We start from the raw sequence: 20,821 nt of genomic DNA, 5'->3' as shown, positions 1-20,821 counted from the left end.
TTTGGATAAAATGGATAGTTATTTTTAATGCGGTCACCTTACATTTTCGAAAGAAAAGGGACTTTTCACGAAAGTGAAAAATCCCTTTTTAGCTGATTATTTAAATTCGGAAGCATACTGACCGTAACCTTCTTTTTCGAGGTCGGCTTTCGGCACAAACCGTAAAGCAGCTGAATTCATACAATAACGTAAACCAGTCGGTTCAGGACCATCGTTAAAGACATGTCCAAGATGCGCATTTCCGTGCCGGCTTCTGACCTCCATCCGCTTCATCCCTAATGCAAAGTCACTTTTTTCAATGATATTTCCTTTTTCTAACGGTCGAATGAAGCTCGGCCAGCCGGTTTTCGAATCAAATTTATCATTAGAAGAAAACAGCGGTTCACCGGAAATCAGATCCACATAAATCCCGTCCGCTTTTAAATCATGATACGGATTATCAAAAGCCGGTTCTGTCCCGTCTTCCTGAGTGACTTTATATTGGATATCCGTCAACTTCGCTTTGATTTGTTCATCGGTCAATTTTGAATACTTCGGTAAGTCCAGTTTTGGTTGATCTTTCCAATATCGATTGATGAACTCATCACGTCCGGATGCAGCCCGGTAAAATTTATATTTCTTTTCGCTCTTCAAGTAATAGTCTTGATGATACGCTTCTGCCTCATAAAACGGACCCGCTTCAATCAACGGTGTGACAATTTTTTCATCAAAAATTCCGCTCTCGGCTAATTCGTTCTTCGACTGTTCCGCAATCTGCTTTTGTTCCGCATTTGTATAGAAGATTGCCGTCGTATATGATTCGCCTTGATCGACGAATTGACCGTTCGGATCGGTCGGATCGATTTGGCGCCAGTAGACATCAAGTAACTGTTTATAGGAAATAACAGCCGGATCAAATGTAATCAAAACGGCTTCCCGGTGTCCGGTTGTTTCCGCCGATACTTGATTATACGTCGGATTTTTCACATCTCCACCGGTATAACCGGAAATTACGGATTTGACCCCTTTTAACTCTTCAAACGGCGGCTCCATGCACCAGAAACAACCGCCTGCGAGAATCGCCGTTTCTTCTTTGGCATAGGTCAGTTCTTTGCTCCCACTCGATTTTGCCTGTTGTTGCTGAAAGACAAAGTAGCCGCCAATCATGATTGCAATCAATGCTACGACCGATAAAATCGTCAACATTCGTTTCTTCATCCCCCTCCGCCTCCTTTTTTAAGCTTACGTCGTCCATTGTCTGACGGATGTCTTTTTTCTAATGTACCTTGATTTCCCACAGTTTGTCGCCCGGTCTGCTCTCATTCGGCACATTCAAAAAAGACGATTCATCCTGTCAAAAGAGGGAAATAAATTTAAGACATCAAAAAAACCGGGAGGGGTATTCATGTTTGACTACACAGTCAACTCGAATCATTCAACGGAGAAAACAATCGAACGTCTCAAAACAGCACTTGCCGAGGTTTCCTTTGGCGTCTTATGGGAGTTTGATTTGGCGAAAAAATTTGCTGAAAAAGAGTTACCGTTTGAAGACCGATACCATATCCTCGAAGTCTGTAATCCAAAGGAAGCCCATCGTGTCTTGTCGGCGGAACGTCGGGCCGGCTACTTTTTACCGTGTAAGCTCGCTGTTTATACGGAAGATGGACAGACGAAAATCGGAATGCCGCGTCCAACGGCACTGATTGGTCTGGTCGAAGAAGACGAGTTAAAACAAGTCGCACTCGATGTCGAACGGCAACTTGTTGATGTCATTGAAAAAAGCCGTTTGTAGCTTCATCAAAAAAAGCGATACTTTGCTGATGTACAAGCAAAGTATCGCTTTTTTGTACTCTTTCATAAAATATCGAGCCAGATTTTGACGGCTGTCGCTAAAATCAGGACAGCCAAAATGATTTGCAGGACTTTTGTATTCATCTTTTTTCCGGCGATTGCGCCGAGCGGTGCCGCAATCAGACTGGCGACGACCATGATGGCAGCCGGTCCCCAGTCGACCTGCCCTGTCGTAATCTTTCCGACCGTTGCGCCGATTGACGAAATAAAGGTAATCGCGAGCGACGAAGCAATCGTCATCCGGGTCGGGATTTTTAAAACGACGAGCATAATCGGAACAAGTAAGAATGCTCCTGCCGCACCGACGATTCCTGCCCCGACTCCGACGATGAACGCGCTACTCGCTGCAATTGTTTTGTTGAACCGGACCTGATCAAGCGGAATATCATCCAGTCCTTTTTTCGGTACGAACATCATGACCGCTGCCGTTAACGCCAGTATTCCGTAAACGATATTGATCGTATCTTCCGCCAAGACATTTGAACCGTAGGCACCGAGGAAACTTCCGCTTAAAATGGCGCCACCCATACTTACGATTAATGACTTGTTGAGATAACCGCCTTTCCGGTAAGCCCAAACGCCGCCAATCGTCGCAAAAAAGACTTGAATGGCACTGATTCCCGCCACTTCATGGGCCGAAAAGGCAGCGAATCCGAGCAACGGCGGAATGTATAACAGCATCGGATATTTGATGATTGAACCGCCGATTCCGAGCATTCCGGAAATATAGGATCCGACAAGTCCAATCAAAAAAATGGTAATGATAAACCCGATTTCCATTCGATTCACTCCTTTTGAAAAAGAAGGACTGTCTCCAGCCCTCCTGTAACTTGAATTACCCTTTTTGGATCCAGAATTTTAAGACGCTGGCCTCTTCTTCGTGTTTCACAAGCTCATGGCCACCTGATTTTGCCCATGCTTGTAAATCGTTTTTTGCCCCTTTGTCCGTTGCATGGACTTCAAGGATTTGACCGGATTCGAGTCCGGCGATTGCTTTTTTTGTTTTGACGATTGGCATTGGACATGCAAATCCTTTTGCATCTAATACGAGTTCTGATTTCATAATTGTAATTCCTCCTGAAGTAATTTTTTTAGTTTAGCGAACGGCACAGCGGTTTGGACCGACTTCCATCTCACGTTGTGCTTCGAGATCCGGTGTCTGTTTCCCCATGTTTGTTTCTCGAATTTCCTGGTACGCATTCGGTTGCGGCGGCAAGTTTTCTGTCACCATTTTCCGGAATGTTTCTTCGTCTTCGATGTTCAAGCCATGATTGTTGGCAAGTAACACATCCAGTTTTTCCGCGACGCTGCCGTCTTCGTTTAATTCTTCGATTAACATGAAGTGGGCAGGCAAAACAATCAGGTCTTTCGATAGTTTACGATACGTGTTGTAGAGCGAGTCTCTTAAGTCACCGACCCAGTCTTCTGCGAGACCGGCTAAATCAGGACGTCCGATGGAATCAATAAACAAAATGTCGCCCGTCAGGAGATAACGATTATCGACGACGAACGAAGTCGACCCGATTGTATGTCCCGGGGAATAAAGGGCCCGTACATCAATTTGTGTATCTCCTACCTGAACGTGGCTTCCATCTTCGAGCGCTTCATAATCAAACGTGACGTCTGTAGCGTCTTTTGGTGGCAACCAATATGTTGCGCCTGTTTTTTCCGCAATCTCACGTCCGCCGGAAATGTGATCGGCATGAAGATGTGTATCAAATACATGTGTGATTTCAAGCTGACGTTCTTTTGCATAGTCGAGATAGATATCTGTCATACGTGTGGCATCCACGAGGACGGCTTCGCCTTCCGAGATGATCATGTAAGACAGGCAACCTTTCCCGATCCGGACGAACTGAACGACTTCTCCACGATCTGACCCGGTTTCATTTAATGATCCGAGTGAAATCGGCTCGAGATGTTCGCTCCAGGCTTTCATCCCGCCTGCAAGATACGAGACCGTCCGTCCTGCTTCTTTCAATAAATCCGCGACAAAAATGGACGATCCTTCCTTCGCACAGACGACGAGCACGTCTTGATCGGTCGGCAGTTGGTCTAAAATGTCTTCGACACCATCAAGTAAATCAAAATAAGGAACGTTCAAGTAGGAAAACTGTTCGCCTTCAATCTTCCAGTCCTGGAATGCGTCTTCATTACGGACGTCCAAGATAAACATTTTTTCGCGGCGAATGATTTTTTGCGTCACTTCTTTTGTTGTCATTGCTTGTGCCATCTTTGTCTTTCCTCCTGACAGTAATTTACGGATTAAACGTTTTTTTCTGTATCAAATGCCCAGTCACTCATACCGGGAACGACATTTTGAACGTTGAATCCTTTAGCATCGAGTTGTTGGCAAGCCAAGTCACTCCGGCTGCCTGTTCGGCAGACCACATAAATCGTTTTAGACATATCGAGTTCTTCGATACGTTCTTCCAGTTCACCCAGCGGAATGTTTACCGCACTAGGAATATGTGCAAACGCATATTCTGCCGTTTCCCGGACATCGAGAACAAGCGTATCCGCGTTCTGACGAGCAACTTCGACCGTCTCGTTATTGACGATTTGTTCGAACGCCGGCACTTCCTGATCATTACCGGAAGCTTTCCGGACGTAATGACGCAGAACATCGCCGTCTTCAATCGTTCCGAGGTATTGGTTGCCTGTACTGTTTGCCCAGGCCCGGAGATCGGCCGTCGATCCTTTATCTGTCGCTTGAACCTCTACGACTTGACCCGGTTCCAGTGTCTTCATCGTTTTTTTCGTTCGGACGATCGGCATCGGGCAAGCTAAGCCACGTGCGTCGAGTACGATATCTGTTTTGATTGTCTGCAAAAGTATTCGCTCCTTTTACCTATTGGGGTATAATTAAGATTAAAAAAATTAGTTGGTTTTACCTTCGTATGCCATCATACCGCCATCCATATTGATGACATCAAATCCCTGTCCCTCAAGATAAGTGGCTGCACGGCCACTACGGGCACCTGAACGGCAGACCATGACGTATTGTTTTTTCTTATCAAGTTCATTCATTTTGAATTCAACGAGTCCGAGTGGAATATGAATTGCTTCCGGAATTTTTCCTTCTTTGACTTCGTCCACTTCCCGGATATCAATGATGTTAAGTTGTTCTCCGCTCTCTAGCTTTTCCTGTACTTCTTTTGCTGTGAATCGTTTCATTTGTTATTCCTCCTCGTGTTTTTTAACGCCAAACATTCATTCCGCCTGATACCTCTGTTACGTGGCTGTATCCGGCTTTTTTTAATTGTTTGACCGCTTGTTTACTACGCATTCCGCTTTGACAGATTACGATGACTTCTTTATCTTTCGGAATCTTGTCAAGTTGCGACGGTAATATTTGAAGCGGAATGTTCTTAAATCCTTTAATGTGATTTCCTTTGAACTCACCCGGTGTCCGGACATCCAAATAAAATCGGTTACGGTCACCTAAATGCTGTTTCAGTTCAGTTGCTGACAGTTTGTTGACACCTTTTGTCGGTGCAAACATCCGGTAAGCGAGAAAGGCAACAATCACTAGAAATACGATGTTCAGGATATCCACTTGCATCAGTCCTCCTCGAAATTAGATGAACAGGTTGACGTTTCCGTCTTCAGCATCCGCGAGGTACGCTGCGACACCGGCATATTCGATCCCATCATGCAGTTCTTCCTGCTTTAAGCCGAGCAGATCCATTGTCATCGTACAAGCAACCAGTTTTACATCCTGTTCTTTCGCCAGTTCGATTAAATCGGGAAGCGGCATCGCATTGTGTTTTTTCATGACGTTTTTGATCATCTTCTGACCGGCACCACCGAAGTTCATTTTTGAGAGCGGCATTTTGTCGGCACCGCGCGGCATGAATTTACCGAACATTTTTTCAAGTAGTGTTTTATTCGGTTGAATCGGCTCGTCTTTACGCATCGCGTTTAATCCCCAGAATGTATGGAAAACCGTCACTTCGTGGTCGTAAGCGGCTGCTCCGTTGGCAATGATATACGCTGCCATGACCTTATCGTAATCTCCACTGAACAATACAATCGTTGTTTTTTTAATCTCTGACATCTGAAAAATCCCTCCATCTATTTTACCCCTAAGGGTATTAATCGTTGTAAAATTTTTTATCTGCTTTTCAGTAATAGTTGAACCGCTTCTGCTACAGCCTGTTCATTGTTATCGTCGGTTTCGTCATTCGTGACACATTCAATTAGATTTTCACTGACGACAAGTCCAATGACACGATCAATCGCGCTTCGTGTCGCACTGAGTTGAGTGACAACATCTTTACAGGACGCTTCTTCTTTCATCATCCGGATAATACCGTGAAGCTGACCTTCAATCCGGTTCATCCGGTGAATGATTTTGTCTTCATACACTTTTTCCATGCGAAGAACACTCTCCTTTTTCCGTGTGACCTGTGTCATACCTAATGGCTACATTCCATACAATAATACCTACATGGGTATATGTCAACGAAAAAGTTTTTAGTCGGATTCACCATGTTGATTGATCCATTTTTGGGACAGACGGGTTGTCTCTCCTTTAAGCGTAATGAATTGAAACATCCTTGGATCAATCTGCGAATCATCATATGTCTGAAACCGTTCTGATTCGAGCAGGCTTCCCGCCAAACGTTCCGAAAGAATCGAAATCCCCGTTCCATTTTTGATTAACTGTTTAATTAACCGGTTGGAATATACCGTGATTATCCGCTTCGGAACAATTGCTTGTGTCTGCAACCACGTTTCCAGTGCTAAACGTGCGGCTGATCCCTCTTCCCGGTAAATCCAGGTTGCCTGTTCCGGAACCAGATGATGATGACCGATGATGCGCAGTCGATCTGTCGCAAAAGGAATGGCTTCGATTTGGTGCGAGCGATGCAGTCCTTCTACCATACCTAAATCAATCTCGTAATGGAGCAAGGCCTGTTCGACTTGTTCCTGATTCATGACGCGCGCATCGACGGAAACATCCGGATAGACCAGCAAAAAGTTGTGAATCATCTCTTCTAACATCGCTTCGTAGATCGTATGTGTGGCCGCGATTCTGAGCGTCCCGCGTGTAATGCCTTCCAACTCATCCATTTCCTGCTCGAGCCGGATCGCTTGGTGCAAAATTTCCTTGGCATGCCGGTACACAATCCATCCCGCTTCCGAGATTTCAATCGTTTTATTAAAGGTATGGCGATGAATTAAACTTTGTCCAAAATGTTCTTCCAAATGTTTTAAATGGAGACTGACCGTCGGCTGTGAAATGTATAAGCGGTCCGCTGTTTTCGTAAAATGTTTTGTTTCGACCAACGCGACAAAGGTCTTCAGTTCATTAAAATTCATAGATTCACCTCATTTATTTTTCTAATCGTTACGATCAGTATAATTCATTTTCCTAATCATTACTTTCCCCGTAGAGTCATCTGTATCACTTTATAGAAAGAAGGAACATTCTTGGATTTATTACTTTTTCTTGTACTCGGAGCCGCAATCGGCATTCTATCCGGTTTTTTCGGAATCGGCGGGGGCATCATCCTGACCCCTCTTTTATTGATATTAGGATACACCCCGAGCACCGCAATCGTCTTAAGTTTGCTTTTGACACTCGGTTCGACGGTGACAGGTACCTTTGCCCATCTCCGTCAAAATAACTTTCACCTTCGGGATGCTGTCACGATTGGCGTTTCCGGTATCATCGGCTCCGCTGCGATTACGCCTGTCGTCTTTTGGATGGAACGGCACAGCGGTGCCGATACGGTCATCTCCACCCTTTACATCGTCCTGCTCCTGTTGTTTGCCATTCAGTTTTTGAAACCGGCTAAAAAAGTGGTTCAGGAGACATCTGTGCCGCACGCCTCGTTTTATAAACTGGTCGCAATCGGTGCCGCTGCCGGAATCCTGTCGTCTTTGATGGGGGTCAGCGGTGGATTTTTACTGACACCACTCTTGATGGGATGGGTTCGTTTCCCGCTTAAGCAAGCAATCGGAACAAGTATTGCGGCAGCTACGTTGATTGTACTCGGCGGCGTTACGAGTTACTTCATGTCAGGTACACAGGCTCCGCTTGCTTTAGGGATTGCTTTAATCATCGGAGCACTCATCGGCTCGCCGCTTGGCGCATCATTCCTCAATCTCTTCAGCAGTCAATTCGTCAAAAAGAGTCTGGGCAGTTTTTATGCCGCCGTTGCAGCCAGCGTGTTCTTAAAAACTACGCACTATGAACAACTCTCGTTACTTCTGCTCGCCTTGTTTACGACCGGTTTGATCGGTGTATTCTTCTATCAAAAAGTAATTCAACGTCAAACAAAAGACTGCCCTTAACGGACAGTCTCTTGTTTGATTTTTTCAGGTTTTAAGACTTTCGCTTCTTTCTTTTGACGCATCCGTTCGGCGTTCATCAATCCACCGAGCATCAGGACGACAGATGACAAATAGAACCACGTCATCAGGACGATAATTCCGGCCAGTTGTCCATACAGACGGTCGTAACTGCCGAATTCCGCGTAATACGAGAAGAATTCAGAAACAGCCTGCCAGGCGATTGTCGCAAACAACGCACCCGGCAAGACTTGACGGACTGTCAACCGGACGCTCGGCAGAACACGATACAGCAGAATGAAGAAGACCAACAGGAACAGTGATCCGAGTCCCCAACGGAATAAAAACCAAATCCAGGAGTAGTTCGTGACGACATCATTGACGATGGCAAAATGCGTGATGAAACGCCGCGTTAACTTTTCAGCAACCGGAACGAGAAGCGACATCGGTAAAATAACCATCATGCCGACCGTAAAACCGAAGTCCTGCAGTAACCCTCTCCAAAACGGCACTTTCCGCGTTACTTCCAGCGCATCATTCAATGATCGAACCAATGACTGCACCGACATCGAAGCGAGCCAAAAGGCTGCCAGGAAACTGATCGAGGCGAGTTTCAATCCCCCGTCATCAAAAATCCCGACGACGTTTTTCCGGATCAATTCATATGTTTCCGCCGGAGCGAACGGACGGATTAAATCAAGAACGTCTCCTGATGTGAACGGTAAAAAGGATACTAATCCAACTACAAATAACAAAAAGGGGAATAAGGACAACATCAGATAATAGGCGAGTTGAGCCGATTTATCAAAAAAGGCTTCGCCAAAAAATCGGGCAAATACAGATTTTAATAATGACATAACAATTTCCTCACTTTCGAATAGTTCTCTCCTCTATCCCCCTTTCCATACACTTTCTAAACTTTTAACGTCTTTTGAACTTGTAAGTAAGCGTTTAACGATTATCGTTTGGCACAAAGCGCAAGCAAACGGTACACTGAAGCAAGAACCATCGTCGTGTTGGATGAAGAAAGGATTTACGCCGTGTCTACTTTACTCACTGAAGCCGAACGCTTTTTTCATGACTATATAGAACAATACCCGCAAGAGGCACATCGCCTACATGAAGTGCGCGAAGAAATTTTGCGGACAGGTACGTATACGCAAACGCTTCAGGAACTTACGTATGGAGCAAAACTCGCCTGGCGGAACAGCAACCGCTGTATCGGGCGCCTCTTTTGGGAGCAACTTCACGTCATTGATGCCCGGAATGCCCTGACTGTGGAATCGATCCGCGACACCTTGTTTCATCATATGGAGTACGCGACCAACGATGGACGGATCCGTTCGACGATTACGATTTTTGATCCCGACCGGGTCCGCATCTTGAACCATCAATTAATCCGTTATGCCGGTTACGACACCCTGGATGGTATCATTGGTGATCCGGCATCCATTGCATTCACCTCGCTTTGTGAGTCGTTCGGATGGAGTGGACAAGGAACCGACTTTGATCTTCTGCCGTTACTGATCGAACTCGACGGACAAGTCAGTCTGCATCCGATTCCGGATGAACTGGTGCTTGAAGTCACGATTCAACATCCTGATTTTAACTTGTTCGCAAACCATACCGTCAAATGGTATGCTGTCCCGATGATTTCTGACATGCGTCTTGAAATCGGCGGTATCTCCTATCCGTGCGCCCCGTTTAACGGCTGGTACATGGGGACTGAAATCGGCGCAAGAAATTTGGCCGATGTTGATCGGTATAACCTCTTGCCGCTGGTCGCGGAGCAGCTTGGACTGAACACATCCCGCGAACGGTCGTTATGGAAAGACCGGGCACTCGTCGAACTCAATTATGCTGTCCTCGATTCGTTTGAACGGGCCGGCGTGACGATTGTCGACCATCATACGGCGACGAAACAATTTGCCCGGTTCGAAAAAAATGAAGCGGCCTGTGAACGGGACGTAACCGGAGAATGGTCCTGGCTCGTACCGCCCATGAGCGGTGCCGCGACGCATGTCTTCCACAAAGATTTCGATCCGGCCGTCAAGCGTCCGAATTTCTTTGCCCGTTCTGCGACTGTTGAAAAAACAACCAAGCCAACCGGCTGTCCGTTTCATCAAGGGGTGCCGCGATGAATTATGTCGAGACACTCCGAAAGCAAATCGGACAGACCCCGCTGATTCTCGTTGGTGCCGTCGTTCTCGTCATCAAGGACGGACACATTTTGCTTGAGCAACGGAATGAAACACAAGCCCGGTTCGGACTACCGGGCGGTCTGATGGAATGGGCGGAGTCAACAGACGAAACTGCACGCCGTGAACTGTTGGAAGAAACAGGTCTTGTCGCTGAAGACTTGACGTTACTCGGTGTCTATTCCGGAAAAAACTATGTCACGACGCTTGCGAACGGTGATGTGTTTCAAAGCGTCACGCTGGCTTATGTCGCTTCCAAAACGACCGGAACCTTACGCATCAGCGAAGAAAGTGTTACGTTAACGTATTTCCCTCTGACCGATTTACCGGAGCAGATCGTCGGCTCGCATCGCGTGATGATTGAGGATTATCTGAACCAATCGTAACCAGGTACTCACTAGTCTCTTGAAGATCAATCTATTGGAGTATACGAACGTAGGTTGATTTTGGTTTTCTATTTTTAAGGCTCAGTCATACAAAAACGTAGTTTTCTACAGATTTGAGGATGTTTTATGATGAACAAAATCATGTTGGTCATGCTTGGTGGCACAGGTATCTTATTCGTGATCTTTGCCGCCATCGTCATGATCAGCTTATGGATGTAACAAAAGACGGGATCTACAGAGTCGCCTCAATGGCCGTTCTGTAGATCCCGTTTGTTTAGACACTGATTGGTTTTTGCATGATGAATTGTTTGAGGTCCCGTTGTTTCCAACCGGCTTTGAGTAATTCTTCCCACACCTGCTGATTCGTTGATTGCAGATGATAGTGTTCACCTGCCAATCGGCGTGTTGCTTCGGTCGCGACCCGGGCAACTTCTTCCTCATCTGTCAAAATGGCAAAAATTGATTCATTGACTGCGGCAATAAAGGCACCATCGAGTTCGTAGTAAAGGGCTTTCGCCAGTTTCATAACGCCCGGATCCTGTTGCCAAATGTATTCGTCCTGCTGTATGTACCGCCGTTCAAAAGCCACTTGATCAATTTCAACAAGCGGTTCAACCTGTCCCTGTTCTTCTTTATGAAAATAACCGAGTTCACTGACAGTTTGATAACCGAAACTCTCGTATAAGGTAATCGCCGGCTCATTTCCTTGAATGACTTCAAGCATCAAGCAATCGATATTCAAAGATTTGGCATAACTCAGCTGTGCTTCATACAAGGCTTTGGCAATTCCAAGACGCCGGTACTGCGGATCGACCGCCAGTCCCCCACAACGCATGACCGTTTTTTTCTTGATGGTCTTCAGCCCGTTCAACCAAATCGCGACCGGTCGTTCCCCGTGATAGGCAATGAACGAATGTTCCAGTTGGTTGCCGTCACGTTCTAAGATTCGTTCCTGAAACACTTCAGGTGAAAGACCTAGTGGAATCATGTAATCGCTGAAACCTTCCTTCATGACTAAATATGCTGTTTCTGTATCAGGTGCCTGTTTAATATGAATCATTTCGGATCGCCCCTTTCCCTACAACCGTTCGCCTTTTCCGATGTTCATTCCTGCCAGAAGTAAATAAAAAACCATCCAGAAGCGGTCCTGGATGGCATAAGTGCTATTAATGCAGTTTTGAGCGTGTTCTTCCATATCCGAAGTAGACAAGTAGGCCAATTGCGGTCCAGATGAAGAAAGCAATCCATGTGAATGTTTGAAGGTTCAACATCAACATGATACAGGAAAGGACGGAAAGAATCGGTAAGAATGGAACCAATGGTACTTTGAATGCCCGCTTCAGATCAGGACGCGTTTTCCGTAAGATGACGACGGCAATTGAAATCAGAGCGAATGCTGCGAGTGTTCCGATATTGATCAATTCTGCCAGTGTACCGAGCGGAACGAACCCAGCAATCAAACCGGCCGTCGTACCAAGAATCCATGTTGCTTTGACAGGCGTATGTGATTTTTCATTCACGTCCGAGAAGATTTTCGGCAATAATCCATCACGGCTCATCGCGAACAGGAGACGAACCAGACCAAATGTCATGACGAGGATAACAGTTGTCATACCAACGATGGCACCTAAGTCGACGAAACCTGCGACCCAGTCCTGACCTGCTACTTTTAAGGCTAACGAAACCGGGCTGTCGACCCCTTCAAATTGTTTGAATGGTACGATTCCGACCATGATGGCGGATACGACGACGTATAGTACGGTAACGATGGCAAGTGATCCCAAGATTCCGATCGGCAAGTTACGGCCCGGATCTTTGACTTCTTCTGCCGCTGACGTAACGGCATCAAAACCGAGGTATGCGAAGAAGGCGATCGCTGAAGCCTGCAGGACACCACTGATACCGAACGGTGCGAACGGCGTGTAGTTGCCCGGCTCGACATACCAGATACCGACGACGATGAACAAGATAACGACGGCTACTTTAACAAGAACCATGATATTGTTGACGCGTTTTGTTTCCTTGATTCCCATTGAGAGCAACAGCGTGATGACCATCAAGATCAGGAACGCCGGTAAGTTAAAGAATGTTTCGCTGCCTGGTACAGCACCTGGTGCTGCTGTTAATGCTGTCGGCAGACTGACACCGAATCCGGATAACAACGACTGGAAATAACCGGACCAGCCTGTTGCAACGGCACTCGATGCTAAACCATATTCCAGGATCAAACACCAACCGATGATCCAGGCAACCAGTTCACCAATCGTGGCATACGTATACGTATAGACACTACCCGAGACTGGAATCATTGATGAGAACTCGGCGTAACAGAGAGCTGCTAATGCACAGACGATAGCAGAAATAATAAAGGCAACCGGTAATGCGGGTCCTGCATACAACGCTCCTGTTCCGGTCAGGACGAAGATCCCTGTCCCGATGATTGCACCAATCCCAAGTAAAACTAAATCAAAGCCTGATAAATGCCGCGCCAGTTTGGAATGGCTCTTTTGATCCATCATCACACTGACATCTTTCTTACGAAGCAAACTCATAAAACACCCTCCGAACTTTCTCTTTTTTCTGAATATTCAAATCATTTTTCTAATTGACCTTTTCATCATAACAAAGGATGTCAGCTTTTATAAGCAAAAGTTTCTGTTTTTTTTCACAAAATGGTCAAACCAGTTTTGTTGTTTTACTACAATACAAATATGTAGATATGCATTAACGTACTAAAAACTCCTCCACCGCTCGGTGAAGGAGTTTTCGTTTAGGTTACGGACGATCATTCGGGTGATCTAAGTTCGGACCACGGTTCGTGTCCGGATCGATCGGGTAATCGTCTTGTTGTGCTAAATCATTTTCAGGAAGTGCCCCTTTTGGTGTACCGTGTGTCGGGTTCACGTTCGTAGAAGATGATGGTTTAGAAGCTTTTGGTGCTTGATCTGGTGTGACGTCATCTGCTGCTTTTGACGCGGCACCTTTTGCTGCTTCTTTTAAGCTTGGCTTCGTCGAAGCAGACAATGTGTTGTTTGATGGCAGGTTCGATGTGTCGATATCTGCATTCTCTGCTTTTTTCTGGAGACGATCGAGGTAACGTGATGCATTATCACGGCCACCTAAGCCAAACGCGAGTCCGAAAGCAAGAGCAACAGCACCGAGGATCAAGATGAACGCTGAGTTAACGATTGTAGCAGCAACACCAAGTTGATCAAGTGCCATGAAGACAGCAAGAGCAAGGATGGCATATTTTGCGACGCTTGAAAGAACTTTTAAATCCGAGTTCGCAAACAGGCTGTCCATTGTACGTTTCACCAAGTTGCTGATGATGATACCGATGGCCAAGATGATGATCGCTGTCAAGACGCTTGGAAGGAAAGCAAGAACCGCGCGACCGAGATCAACCATGAAGTTGAGACCGATCAGATTGAATGCTTCAACGACGAACAAGACGACGATGACGATTTCAACGAGTGATCCAACGATGGATGATGGGGATGTCGAGGCATTGTTTGCATCCCAGTTACCGATTTTCAAGTGGCGTGTTAAGTTATTGAAACCGAGGCGTGACAAGAGGTCTGCGACGAATTTCTTAACGAAACGACCGACATAAAGACCGACAAGGATCAAGACGACACCGATAATGATGTTCGGAATCATACCAAGAACATCATTTAACATGTTGATGGCTGGTCCTGTAATCCCTTTGATGTTGAGCTGGTCAAGTGCCGAAATCGTGATCGGGATTAAGATCAGGATGAAGACGACTGTACCTAAGATGGAAGAAAGTGATTTTGTATCTTTTTGTTCGTTTGTACCGATGTTGAAGCGTGAAGCAAATTTGTCTGTACCGACTGCATGCAGGAAGTTCGTGACGATATCGCGAACGATTTTCGCAACGAGGAATCCGACGAAGAAGATCGCTGCTGCAGCAATCAGACGTGGGATGAAAGCAAGGAACGACGAGAGTAATTGGCTGAACGGCTCAGAAACACTTTCAATGTTGAGCGCACCCAGTACACCCGGTAGGAACAATAACAAGACAAGATAGAAGACGATTTCGCCTGCAATCTTCGGATAGTTCGAAAGATCCGTTTGACCTTGAAGCATTTTGTTCGAACGGACTTTTTCGTTCGACATCAATTTCGTTCCGCCTTTGACGATAACCATGCGCAGTACGACCGCGATGACGTAAGCAAGAAGAAGAATCAATGCTGCTTTCAGGATGTTCGGGATCGCTGCGAGCAATGTGCTCATCGTATCCGCAAGCGGTCCTGCGATGATGTTCAAGTTCAAGATGTTAAAGACGAGGATGAGAACGAAAACCATCAAGACCCAGAAAATGACTGTCCCGATAATTTTTTCAGGCGTCCACTTTTTCTTTTGTGGTGGTGTACCTTCTTTTTGTGGTGACAATTTGTTGACGACACCCGATTTTTCCAATGCCTTTTGAATACCGTTTGCGATCAGTTTCGCAATCAGCCATCCAATCAAGAAGACGATAAGTGCTCCTAAAATGTTTCCGAGAGTTCCTAGAATCCCGTTGACGTCAAATGACGTCGTGTTCCAAAAGTTGTTCATCCTGCCACACTCCTTCATCTCTAAATAATATATTTCCGACACTTCTTTAATTTCCCCGGCTAAAGGAATTACTAAACCACTTTTAACCTGAAAGTGGCAGTTTGTGAATAGTATTTAAAAAAATGGATGATTCTGATCAGAACCATCCATTTTGGAAAAGCTATTTATTTTTTAGTATTCCGCCGTCATGGTTTCGCCGACGTACCGAAATAATTTGACCGCGTCCATCTTAAACGACTTCTTTTTCCGAGAACTGACTGTTGTAAAGATCGGCATAAAAGCCGTTCGCTTCGAGCAAGGCTTCATGTGTGCCCTGTTCAATGACCCGCCCTTGATCCATGACCAAAATCAAATCGGCATCTTTAATCGTCGACAGACGGTGGGCGATGACGAAACTTGTCCGCCCTTCCATCAAACGTTTCATCGCCTGTTGAATAAAGATTTCCGTCCGCGTATCGACACTTGACGTGGCTTCATCGAGAATCATGATCGGTGGATCGGCGAGGACCGCCCGGGCAATCGTCAACAGTTGCTTCTGCCCTTGCGAGATGTTCGACGCTTCTTCGTTCAGGACGGTATCGTAGCCGTCCGGCAATGTCCGGATAAAGTGATCCGCATGGGCTGTTTTCGCGGCTTCGACGATGTCGTCTTCTGTTGCCCCGGTTTTTCCGTACGCGAGATTATCACGAATCGTACCGTTAAAGAGCCACGTATCTTGCAGGACCATGCCGAACGTCGTCCGTAAATCTTCGCGTGACATCTTCCGTGTATCGATCCCGTCAATTCGGATGACACCACGATTCAACTCGTAAAAGCGCATCAACAGATTGATCAGTGTCGTTTTACCGGCACCGGTCGGACCGACGATCGCAACCGTCTGACCCGGTTTGACGTCGATGTTCATGTCTTCAATCAACAGCTGTTCGCCGTAACCGAAGTCGACATGCTCGAACGCAACGGCTCCGTCGGCTTTCGTCAAGTGATGGGTCGTTACTTCCTTGACTTCCTCTTCTTCATCCAATAACTCAAAGACCCGCTCGGCAGCGGCGACCGTCGACTGAACGATGTTCGCGATATTGGCCGTTTGTGTGATCGGTTGTGTGAACTGGCGTGTATAGGTGATGAACGCTTGAATATCTCCGATCGAGATGCTGCGCTGGGTGACGAGAATCCCGCCGACGACACTGATCAGGACGTAACTGATATTCCCGATGAACATCATCATCGGCATGATGATCCCGGAGATAAACTGCGCTTTTCGTCCCGCTTCATATAATTCTTCATTAACCGTATCAAACTGTTCGACCGCTCTGCGTTCATGACCAAACGCTTTGACGACCGGATGCCCTGTATACATCTCTTCGACATGACCATTCAGTTGTCCGAGTGTCCGTTGTTGATCGGCAAAGTATTTTTGCGACCGTTTCAAAATCGGACGAATCGCGAAAATCGAGATCGGTAACGAGACGAGCGAGATCAACGTCAACAGCGGACTGATCGTCAGCATCATGATTAAGATCCCGACAATCGTCACGATCGACGTGATGAACGACGTCACACTTTGTTGTAACGTACTCCCGATCGTATCGATGTCATTTGTGACCCGGCTGAGTGTCTCCCCGTTCGGACGGCCGTCATAATACTTGAGCGGTAAGCGTTCAAGCTTCTGATTGACATCTTCCCGTAAATCGTAGACGGTTTTTTGCGCAATCCCGGACATCAGATACTGTTGCAGGTAACTGAACAGACTGCTGATGACATACAGTCCGGCGAGTAACAGCAAAATCTGTCCGATTTTCGTAAAGTCGATTTCTGCTCCCGGTACCCCCTGGAACTTGGCATAGGCTCCTTCAAACAGTTCCGTGATTGCCGTCCCCATGATTTTCGGTCCGGCAATCATAAAGATCGTACTGAGAATGGCTGCGACAAAAACCGCTATGAGAGCGTTCCGGCGTGGTTTCAGGTAACCGAGCAACCGTCGGAACGTCGCTTTAAAGTTTTTTGGTTTTTCGCCCATCATCATCATGTTCCCGCCGCCGGGACCACCACCCGGGCCACCTGGAGGACCGCCGGCAGGTCGTTTTGTATTACTGGTACTCATGCGATTTCCTCCTCTGACAGTTGGGATTTGACGATTTCCTGATAGACTTCGTTTGTTTCATAGAGTTCATCATGCGTTCCGATGCCGGCAATCCGACCTTCTTCGAGGACGATGATTTGATCGGCGTCCATGACTGTGCTGACACGTTGGGCGACAATCAGAACGGTCGCGTCCTCGGTTTCCTGCTTTAGGGCTTTGCGTAAGGTTGCATCCGTTTTAAAGTCAAGCGCCGAGAAGCTGTCGTCAAAGACATAGATGTCGGGTTTCCGAACCAGCGCCCGGGCAATCGACAAACGTTGTTTTTGACCACCGGATACGTTTGATCCCCCTTGTTCAATCATTGATTCATACCGGTCTGGCATCCGTTCAATAAAATCTGTCGCTTGAGCGACTTGTGCCGCATGTTGGATTTCTTCGTCCGTTGCGTCCTCTTTCCCGAACCGGATGTTATCCGCAATCGTTCCCGTGAACAGCAACGCTTTTTGTGGGACAAAGCCGATTTTCGAACGTAATTCTTCTTGCGGAACGGCTTGGCTGTCGACACCGTTGACTTGGATGCTGCCATCCGTCACGTCATAAAACCGCGGAATCAAATTGACGAGCGTTGATTTCCCGGAACCGGTCCCGCCGATGACGGCCGTAATTTCTCCCGGTCGGGCAGTAAAACTGATATCCGATAAGACCGGTGCCTCGGCTCCCGGATAGCTGAACGTCACCCGGTCAAAGACGAGCGTGCCGCGTTCTTTATCCGCAGAAGCGGTTCCGGCGTCGACCATCGTCGGCTCCATCTCGAGGACTTCATTAATCCTTTTCGCCGAGACCGCCGCCCGGGGAATCATGACGAACATGACGGACGCCATGACGAGGGCAAACATGATTTGCATGACGTATTGAATGAACGCCATCAAATCTCCGATCTGCATCCCGCCGTTGTTAATCCGGATACCACCGAACCAGATGACACCAACAACCGTCAAGTTCATCACGAGCATCATGACCGGCATCAAAAAGGCCATGATTTTATTGACCTTGATCGAGACATCCGTTAAATCCGCATTCGCTTTTTTTAACCGCACTTTCTCCTGGGATTCCCGGTTAAAGGCCCGGATGACACGAATCCCGGTCAGGTTTTCCCGTAAAACGAGATTCAAGCGGTCAAGCCGTTTTTGGACTTGGCCGAACAACGGGACTCCTTTCCAGAGAATCAACAGAATCGAGACAACCAACACCGGCATCGCCGCAACGATGACAAGTGATAATTTAGCATCTTTCGAGACCGCCATGATCAGTCCACCGACAAACATGATCGGCGCACTGACGACCATCCGGAGCATCATGATGACGACCTGCTGAACTTGGGTGATATCATTTGTCGTCCGTGTGATTAATGAAGCCGTTCCGACTTGATCAAACTCCTGTAAGGTAAAGCGTTCGACGTGGTTAAAGACTTTTCGGCGGATATCGCGTCCAAGTCCCATCGCGGCTTTCGAGGAATAATAACTGGCAGCAATCGCCGCGAGTGCGCCAAGTCCGGTAATCCCGAGCATGACAGCCCCGATTTTCCAAATGTATGCCGTATCCCCCGTCACGACTCCTTTATCGATGATGTCAGCCATCAACGTCGGTAAATATAAATCCGACATCGACTGGGCGAAGACGAGAATTAAGACGGCAAAAACCGCCCATTTATAGGTCGTCAGATTTTTGAGTAGCTTAATCATCTGTACAGCCTCCGTTTCCTGGTGCCAAAATTTCTTTTAATCCTTCTGCAATCTGCGCATGGGTTTGTAACATCTGCTCAAAAACAGCAGGGTCAATTTGATCGAGGACCTGTTCAAGCCGTTGTTGCATCCCCGCTTCCTGCTGTTTGATCGTTTCGACGAATTGCCGTCCGTGATCACTCAAACGTAAGACGACTTCCCGCCGGTTGTCCGGATTCGTTTCCCGGATCACCCACTCCGACTGCACCAATCCTTCTACCGATTGACTGAGCGTGCTTTTCGGCAGATGGGTATGCACGGCCAGTTCCTTTTGTGTAATCGGACTTCGTGGGGCAATCGTCATCAAACTGTGAAATTGCGGCAAACTGAGTCCGTTTTCCTGCGCCGTCTGATGCGCCGCGCGGACAAGATGACGTTGCACATTCCAAAACGACTGCATCATCGCCGTTGAACGGACCGGCTCTTTTTGTTCGGTTTCCATCCTTCCACCTCCATGTTCCATTTTGAATTGTTCTATATAGAATGATTATCTATGTAAACTAAAATTACGCCCATTCAGACCGAATGTCAACGCAGAAACAATGTGAAAATGCACATATTTATGTTCTTGTGATCCATGCTTTGATTTATACTGAGAAAGATCTCTTATTAAAGGATTCATGAGGAAGGAGAACTTGCTTTGTTACATCAAATGGGGTTGTATCAAGAGCCTTTTCAATCCATCGTTTCCGGAAAAAAGATAGTTGAAATCCGCTTGAATGACCCAAAACGACAAGCCGTTCAAGTCAACGATCAGATTGAATTCACGAACCTATCGACAAACGAAAAAGTGACCGTCAACGTTACCGAACGTCAATCATTCAAAGATTTCCAGACGCTTTACGAACAGATTCCGCTCGAACAGCTCGATTGCATCGGCTGGTCCATGAAGGAGTTATTGGACGCGACCTATACGATCTATTCAAGAGAATCTGAAAAACAATTCGGAACACTGGCTTTAACAATCGAACGGAATTCTTAAGTAAAAGGAGGGGAGTATCATTATTGCATCCATTAAACGTCTAATTAATCAGCAATACGCACATCCGACAGGACGGTTCGGAACCTATATCGGGGAAAAGATGGTCAGGCAGCACCAACCTGAAACAGAATGGACAATCGAGCTGTTGACTGTCCAAAAGGATGACAGCATTTTAGAATTAGGTTGCGGTGCAGGTTATGCCATCGAACGACTTGTACATCAAACAGACGCAAAGCAGATTACCGGTATTGATTCTTCTTCTGCTATGCTGCGATCGGTACAAAAAAGAAACAAAGAGGCGATCCAATCCAAACGGGTCCATGTTCTTTACGGTGATCTAAACAAGTTAGCTTTTCAAAGTGAACAATTTGATAAGGTATTTACGATACATACACTTTATTTTTGGGAAAACATCTCCGGCACCTTGGCTGCTCTCTATCACGCCTTAAAACCAGGCGGTCATTTTGTTATCACCTTTTGTGATGGTAAGAATGATGTCATTTGGGCCGGCGTGAGAGATCTAGTCCAAGACGAACTCCTTCCTGCCGCAAGAAAACACGGATTTTCCGACATTTCATTCATCGAAGGTCCTGTTTCAAGGCAATTCCGTAACGTTGCAGTGAGGGGCCATAAACCTTTCCATTAAAAAAAGGAACAGTCGTCAGAGGACGATCGTTCCT

General features: G+C 46.6%; 23 protein-coding genes. 6 read left to right on the top strand and 17 right to left on the bottom strand.

The window, feature by feature from the left end; all coding sequences use genetic code 11:
* Positions 1 to 96: 96 nt before the first annotated feature.
* On the bottom strand, positions 97 to 1,197 hold the full coding sequence (gene msrB, locus HNY42_RS03285) for a peptide-methionine (R)-S-oxide reductase MsrB (RefSeq protein WP_131973337.1): 1,101 nt from the start codon (positions 1,195 to 1,197) through the stop codon (positions 97 to 99).
* Positions 1,198 to 1,384: 187 nt separating this feature from the next.
* On the opposite strand from msrB, the gene HNY42_RS03280 reads away from it, so the two are divergent.
* Entirely contained in the window at positions 1,385 to 1,771 is a 387-nt protein-coding gene (locus HNY42_RS03280) for a DUF302 domain-containing protein (RefSeq protein WP_131973338.1), read from the top strand.
* A 62-nt stretch (positions 1,772 to 1,833) separates the two neighbouring features.
* Here the strand turns inward: HNY42_RS03280 and HNY42_RS03275 are convergent, their stop codons facing one another.
* The 9 genes from HNY42_RS03275 to HNY42_RS03235 form a co-directional block, all read right to left on the bottom strand.
* The gene (locus tag HNY42_RS03275) at positions 1,834 to 2,610 is read right to left on the bottom strand and encodes a sulfite exporter TauE/SafE family protein (protein WP_188005098.1); all 777 of its coding nucleotides are present in this window, start codon (positions 2,608 to 2,610) and stop codon (positions 1,834 to 1,836) included.
* Between the two features lie 55 nt (positions 2,611 to 2,665).
* Positions 2,666 to 2,893, bottom strand: coding sequence for a sulfurtransferase TusA family protein (locus HNY42_RS03270; RefSeq protein ID WP_188005097.1), 228 nt, complete (start codon positions 2,891 to 2,893; stop codon positions 2,666 to 2,668).
* Positions 2,894 to 2,926: 33 nt separating this feature from the next.
* Positions 2,927 to 4,063, bottom strand: a complete 1,137-nt coding sequence (locus tag HNY42_RS03265) for an MBL fold metallo-hydrolase (protein ID WP_188005096.1) — start codon at positions 4,061 to 4,063, stop codon at positions 2,927 to 2,929.
* Between the two features lie 32 nt (positions 4,064 to 4,095).
* Positions 4,096 to 4,608, bottom strand: coding sequence for a sulfurtransferase TusA family protein (locus tag HNY42_RS03260; protein WP_370528995.1), 513 nt, complete (start codon positions 4,606 to 4,608; stop codon positions 4,096 to 4,098).
* Positions 4,609 to 4,710: 102 nt separating this feature from the next.
* On the bottom strand, positions 4,711 to 5,007 hold the full coding sequence (locus tag HNY42_RS03255) for a rhodanese-like domain-containing protein (protein WP_131503357.1): 297 nt from the start codon (positions 5,005 to 5,007) through the stop codon (positions 4,711 to 4,713).
* Between the two features lie 22 nt (positions 5,008 to 5,029).
* Positions 5,030 to 5,395, bottom strand: a complete 366-nt coding sequence (locus HNY42_RS03250) for a rhodanese-like domain-containing protein (RefSeq protein WP_131503356.1) — start codon at positions 5,393 to 5,395, stop codon at positions 5,030 to 5,032.
* A gap of 15 nt (positions 5,396 to 5,410) precedes the next feature.
* Positions 5,411 to 5,890 carry a DsrE/DsrF/DrsH-like family protein gene (locus HNY42_RS03245; RefSeq protein ID WP_131973341.1) on the bottom strand — a complete coding sequence of 160 codons (480 nt, stop codon included), beginning with the start codon at positions 5,888 to 5,890 and terminating at the stop codon, positions 5,411 to 5,413.
* A gap of 56 nt (positions 5,891 to 5,946) precedes the next feature.
* On the bottom strand, positions 5,947 to 6,210 hold the full coding sequence (locus HNY42_RS03240) for a metal-sensitive transcriptional regulator (RefSeq protein ID WP_188005094.1): 264 nt from the start codon (positions 6,208 to 6,210) through the stop codon (positions 5,947 to 5,949).
* Positions 6,211 to 6,309: 99 nt separating this feature from the next.
* On the bottom strand, positions 6,310 to 7,158 hold the full coding sequence (locus tag HNY42_RS03235; protein WP_188005093.1) for a LysR family transcriptional regulator: 849 nt from the start codon (positions 7,156 to 7,158) through the stop codon (positions 6,310 to 6,312).
* A 111-nt stretch (positions 7,159 to 7,269) separates the two neighbouring features.
* Here HNY42_RS03235 and HNY42_RS03230 point away from each other — a divergent pair, with 111 nt between their 5' ends.
* Positions 7,270 to 8,136 carry a sulfite exporter TauE/SafE family protein gene (locus tag HNY42_RS03230; protein WP_131503353.1) on the top strand — a complete coding sequence of 289 codons (867 nt, stop codon included), beginning with the start codon at positions 7,270 to 7,272 and terminating at the stop codon, positions 8,134 to 8,136.
* Here the strand turns inward: HNY42_RS03230 and HNY42_RS03225 are convergent.
* Positions 8,133 to 8,990, bottom strand: coding sequence for a YihY/virulence factor BrkB family protein (locus tag HNY42_RS03225; RefSeq protein WP_188005092.1), 858 nt, complete (start codon positions 8,988 to 8,990; stop codon positions 8,133 to 8,135). The genes HNY42_RS03230 and HNY42_RS03225 overlap by 4 nt on opposite strands.
* Positions 8,991 to 9,173: 183 nt before the next feature.
* Between HNY42_RS03225 and HNY42_RS03220 the strand changes: the two genes are divergently transcribed.
* A complete protein-coding gene (locus HNY42_RS03220; RefSeq protein WP_188005091.1) occupies positions 9,174 to 10,274 on the top strand; it encodes a nitric oxide synthase oxygenase in 1,101 nt (366 codons plus the stop codon).
* Positions 10,271 to 10,717 carry an NUDIX hydrolase gene (locus HNY42_RS03215; protein WP_188005090.1) on the top strand — a complete coding sequence of 149 codons (447 nt, stop codon included), beginning with the start codon at positions 10,271 to 10,273 and terminating at the stop codon, positions 10,715 to 10,717. Before HNY42_RS03220 ends, HNY42_RS03215 begins: the two co-directional genes overlap by 4 nt.
* Before the next feature lie 274 nt (positions 10,718 to 10,991).
* Here the strand turns inward: HNY42_RS03215 and HNY42_RS03210 are convergent, their stop codons facing one another.
* The 6 genes from HNY42_RS03210 to HNY42_RS03185 all read right to left on the bottom strand — a co-directional run bounded on the left by HNY42_RS03210 (position 10,992) and on the right by HNY42_RS03185 (position 19,601).
* Positions 10,992 to 11,777 carry a GNAT family N-acetyltransferase gene (locus tag HNY42_RS03210; protein WP_188005089.1) on the bottom strand — a complete coding sequence of 262 codons (786 nt, stop codon included), beginning with the start codon at positions 11,775 to 11,777 and terminating at the stop codon, positions 10,992 to 10,994.
* 106 nt (positions 11,778 to 11,883) lie between these two features.
* The gene (locus HNY42_RS03205) at positions 11,884 to 13,269 is read right to left on the bottom strand and encodes a branched-chain amino acid transporter BcaP (protein WP_131503348.1); all 1,386 of its coding nucleotides are present in this window, start codon (positions 13,267 to 13,269) and stop codon (positions 11,884 to 11,886) included.
* Positions 13,270 to 13,492: 223 nt separating this feature from the next.
* Positions 13,493 to 15,298, bottom strand: coding sequence for a mechanosensitive ion channel (locus tag HNY42_RS03200; RefSeq protein WP_188005088.1), 1,806 nt, complete (start codon positions 15,296 to 15,298; stop codon positions 13,493 to 13,495).
* 229 nt (positions 15,299 to 15,527) lie between these two features.
* A complete protein-coding gene (locus tag HNY42_RS03195) occupies positions 15,528 to 17,399 on the bottom strand; it encodes an ABC transporter ATP-binding protein (protein WP_131503346.1) in 1,872 nt (623 codons plus the stop codon).
* Entirely contained in the window at positions 17,396 to 19,120 is a 1,725-nt protein-coding gene (locus tag HNY42_RS03190; protein ID WP_188005087.1) for an ABC transporter ATP-binding protein, read from the bottom strand. Before HNY42_RS03190 ends, HNY42_RS03195 begins: the two co-directional genes overlap by 4 nt.
* Entirely contained in the window at positions 19,113 to 19,601 is a 489-nt protein-coding gene (locus HNY42_RS03185) for a MarR family winged helix-turn-helix transcriptional regulator (RefSeq protein WP_188005086.1), read from the bottom strand. Before HNY42_RS03185 ends, HNY42_RS03190 begins: the two co-directional genes overlap by 8 nt.
* 210 nt (positions 19,602 to 19,811) lie before the next feature.
* Here HNY42_RS03185 and HNY42_RS03180 point away from each other — a divergent pair, with 210 nt between their 5' ends.
* On the top strand, positions 19,812 to 20,141 hold the full coding sequence (locus tag HNY42_RS03180; protein WP_370528994.1) for an ASCH domain-containing protein: 330 nt from the start codon (positions 19,812 to 19,814) through the stop codon (positions 20,139 to 20,141).
* Between the two features lie 100 nt (positions 20,142 to 20,241).
* Entirely contained in the window at positions 20,242 to 20,787 is a 546-nt protein-coding gene (locus tag HNY42_RS03175) for a class I SAM-dependent methyltransferase (RefSeq protein ID WP_114597111.1), read from the top strand.
* Positions 20,788 to 20,821: the final 34 nt, after the last annotated feature.

Source organism: Exiguobacterium sp. Helios (genome assembly GCF_014524545.1).
Taxonomy (GTDB): domain Bacteria; phylum Bacillota; class Bacilli; order Exiguobacteriales; family Exiguobacteriaceae; genus Exiguobacterium_A.
The sequence above is the reverse complement of the archived record's forward strand: the minus strand, read 5'-3'. Positions and strand labels throughout refer to the sequence as shown.